Below are 2645 nucleotides of genomic sequence, written 5' to 3' on the forward strand. Positions count from 1 at the left end.
AAAGTACCAGATATGGGAGTGATCAGGGGGAAATTCAGGTACTTTTTCCCTGAAAATTAGGTAATTGACCCCCTCAAAATCGGTAAAACCCCACACCCCACACCCTACACCCTACACCCTGCCCCTAGGAAAAACTTTTTCAGCAGACCCTATCTAGTTCCCTATCTGGTCAATATTCATGGGCAGTATAGCAGTTATCGCCGTCAGCAGTGGCCGAAAAAATCCCAACAATAAAGGCAATGAATATACCTCTAAGTGGTGATTTCTTTGACTCTAGGGAACTCCCTGTTAGCAGAGGGCTGCTATGATAGCGATCGAGACGAATATTCGGGTGACACAGATCTCTATTAGATATTTTAGCAACTACTTTATCATTCTTTAGCGATCGCTCTATTGGAATAAAGCAAAAATAGATATATGATCAAGACAGGATCTGCTTTCATAGCGATCGAGACGAATATTCAGGAGTTCGATTTACCATGGCTACTGTTTTATTGAAAACTGGCGAGTTCCGAGAAATCCCTGATGATCAGTTAATTTCTTTCCTCGAGGAAAACCGAGATTTGATTCAAGATCGACAATCACCCCGAAAAAGGGCGATTAAAAGACCTATGCTGTCCAATGTTACCTCTACCAGTACAAAATGACATCGATATTTGTTTCGTCATATTGGTAGATACCTTGTTCTGATTCTTCTTCCGTTTTCGAGTATTCCACCTTACACCGACGAAAAAGTCGGTATTGGGTTTTCTGGTTATCTTGAGGGTTTCCTCGATACTCCTCTTCTTTACCTAACTCTATATAAACGAATAGTTTTTTATATTTTCCGTAGACTGGCTCCCCCGATTTTGCCGAGTCAAATTCTAGCTCATTCAATGCTTTAATTCGTTTAATCATATTAGTGTTTAAGTTGGTTTTTGTTTTATAATATCCTATTATTGTGATTTTATTAGATTAGGTCGAGGTCTATTGTTTTGAGAGGAGAAGATGTGGCCAGATTTGTCACAGCAGTACCCGATAGTTTAGGAGATTGAAAATGAGTAAGTTTCAATTGTTTGATGGTGTTATACTAAGGGAAGAGCTACCTTTAATTGATGGTGGAATAGCTCCTATCGGCACAGTTGGGACAATTGTAGAAATTCTCAAAAATGGGGAAGCTTATCTAGTAGAATTATTTGGAGATTGGGTTAAATATGATGAGCAGGGAAATTTTGTCTGTGCAACTCAGACAGAAAAGGGAGCATTCCTCGAAACAATCGGCGTAGAAATTGTCTATCCTCATCAATTGGTGTTGACTTTTTCTGCCAAGCAAACGATGACCTTGACCTAAATCTATCCCCTTCCAATAGCGAGTGGGAATCTAATAATCTTTCAGTTTTAAAATGGTCGATTAAGACAAGCAGAAGGAGATTTATCCCTCAATTCAATCTTGACAGACCACTAATTATCCTATCACGGCTCTTCTGGTTTCTGTGTGGAAACGGGGTCTATACTGATAGTTTCTTCAGCAAAATAGTCCTAAAAGTCTTTTCCAGTAAACATTTCAATATTTTATAAGCAAAAATTATTACATACATAAGTAAAAAATATCACAAAAAGTCGAGAAGAACCGTATCACTGATTATTGTTTACTGATAACTGGTCAAGTCTCCCATTTCCCCGCCCCCTATCCTAGTTATCTGTAGCCTACTTTTACTTTTAATTGGTGTAAAATAGCAGCAGTATCTACTCTAGGGTAAGATTAACTCCCTTAGCTAGGATTTGATAAATGCGATCGCTCTCTTTTCAGTAAGGCACTAGCGAGAAAAATACCCAGTATTGCCAATACAGCCATAGCATAAAAAGCATAAGTGTAAGTACCGAACCAATCGCGAATTCTACCGGTTACTAAAGTTCCGATCAAAGCACCGACACCGTAGGCAGTAAAAACAATGCCGTAATTTTGGGCGTAGTGGTCAGGATTAAAGAAGTGGAGAGTGGTAGCGGGAGCTAGGGCTAACCATCCCCCTAAACAGAACCAAAATAGACAAAAAGCCACTAGATAGCTAGTAACCGCCCCTTTTTCGGCCTTGACCATCAACAGACAACCGATCAAAATGAGTGTATAGGCCCCGATCGCTAGATAATGGGGTTTCCAGCGATCGCTCAACCAACCGAACAAAGGACGACTAATACCATTAAACAAGGCAAATAGAGCAACACTACTAGCCGCTAACCCCGGCTCGATCTGGATAATTTCCTCAGCCACAGGACTAGAAATACCGATGGCGCTCAAGCCAATTAAAGCACCAATAGCATAGCAAAGCCATAAACCATAAAATGAGCGACTTTTCAGCATATTCACCGGATAATTGGCCTGAAAGTCGGATTTTCGATTAGCTAAATTGGCGGGAGGTTGCCAGTCTTGAGGGGGTAACTTCATTGTGATCGCAATAATCACAATAATTATTGTAAAGATAATCCCCAAAAATCTTAAACTTGGTCTAACGCTATATTCATTGATTAATCGATTGGCTAAAGGTGCGGTAATCAGGGGAGAAAGGCCAAATCCGATGATAGTTAAACCCACCGCTAAACCTTTTTTGTCGGGAAACCAGCGTGCCACCACTGCCATGGGAACACCGTAAGCGATGCCGACTCCCGTG

Annotated in this window: 4 protein-coding genes; 2 read left to right on the plus strand and 2 right to left on the minus strand. The window is 40.6% G+C overall.

Features of this window, described 5'->3' with window-relative positions; all coding sequences use genetic code 11:
* Nucleotides 1-174 precede the first annotated feature (174 nt).
* Entirely contained in the window at nt 175-234 is a 60-nt protein-coding gene (locus tag PX481_RS18535; RefSeq protein ID WP_287107536.1) for a hypothetical protein, read from the plus strand.
* A 396-nt stretch (nt 235-630) separates the two neighbouring features.
* Here PX481_RS18535 and PX481_RS18540 read toward each other — a convergent pair whose 3' ends face one another.
* Nucleotides 631-897: a hypothetical protein gene (locus tag PX481_RS18540; protein WP_004161646.1), complete on the minus strand. Its 267-nt coding sequence runs from the start codon at nt 895-897 to the stop codon at nt 631-633.
* Between the two features lie 139 nt (nt 898-1036).
* Between PX481_RS18540 and PX481_RS18545 the strand changes: the two genes are divergently transcribed.
* Nucleotides 1037-1330, plus strand: a complete 294-nt coding sequence (locus tag PX481_RS18545; protein ID WP_012266429.1) for a hypothetical protein — start codon at nt 1037-1039, stop codon at nt 1328-1330.
* Nucleotides 1331-1750: 420 nt separating this feature from the next.
* On the opposite strand, the gene PX481_RS18550 is transcribed toward PX481_RS18545, so the two are convergent.
* Nucleotides 1751-2645, minus strand: an 895-nt coding sequence (locus PX481_RS18550; RefSeq protein ID WP_288095383.1) for an OFA family MFS transporter, incomplete at its 5' end; no start/stop codon positions are given.

The organism is Microcystis sp. M53603_WE2 (assembly GCF_030065435.1).

What these genes read in the sequence shown, in the direction of transcription:
- PX481_RS18540 (WP_004161646.1), bottom strand. Translation starts at nt 897, where the DNA reads ATGATTAAACGAATTAAAGCATTGAATGAGCTAGAATTTGACTCGGCA.
- PX481_RS18545 (WP_012266429.1), top strand. Translation starts at nt 1,037, where the DNA reads ATGAGTAAGTTTCAATTGTTTGATGGTGTTATACTAAGGGAAGAGCTA.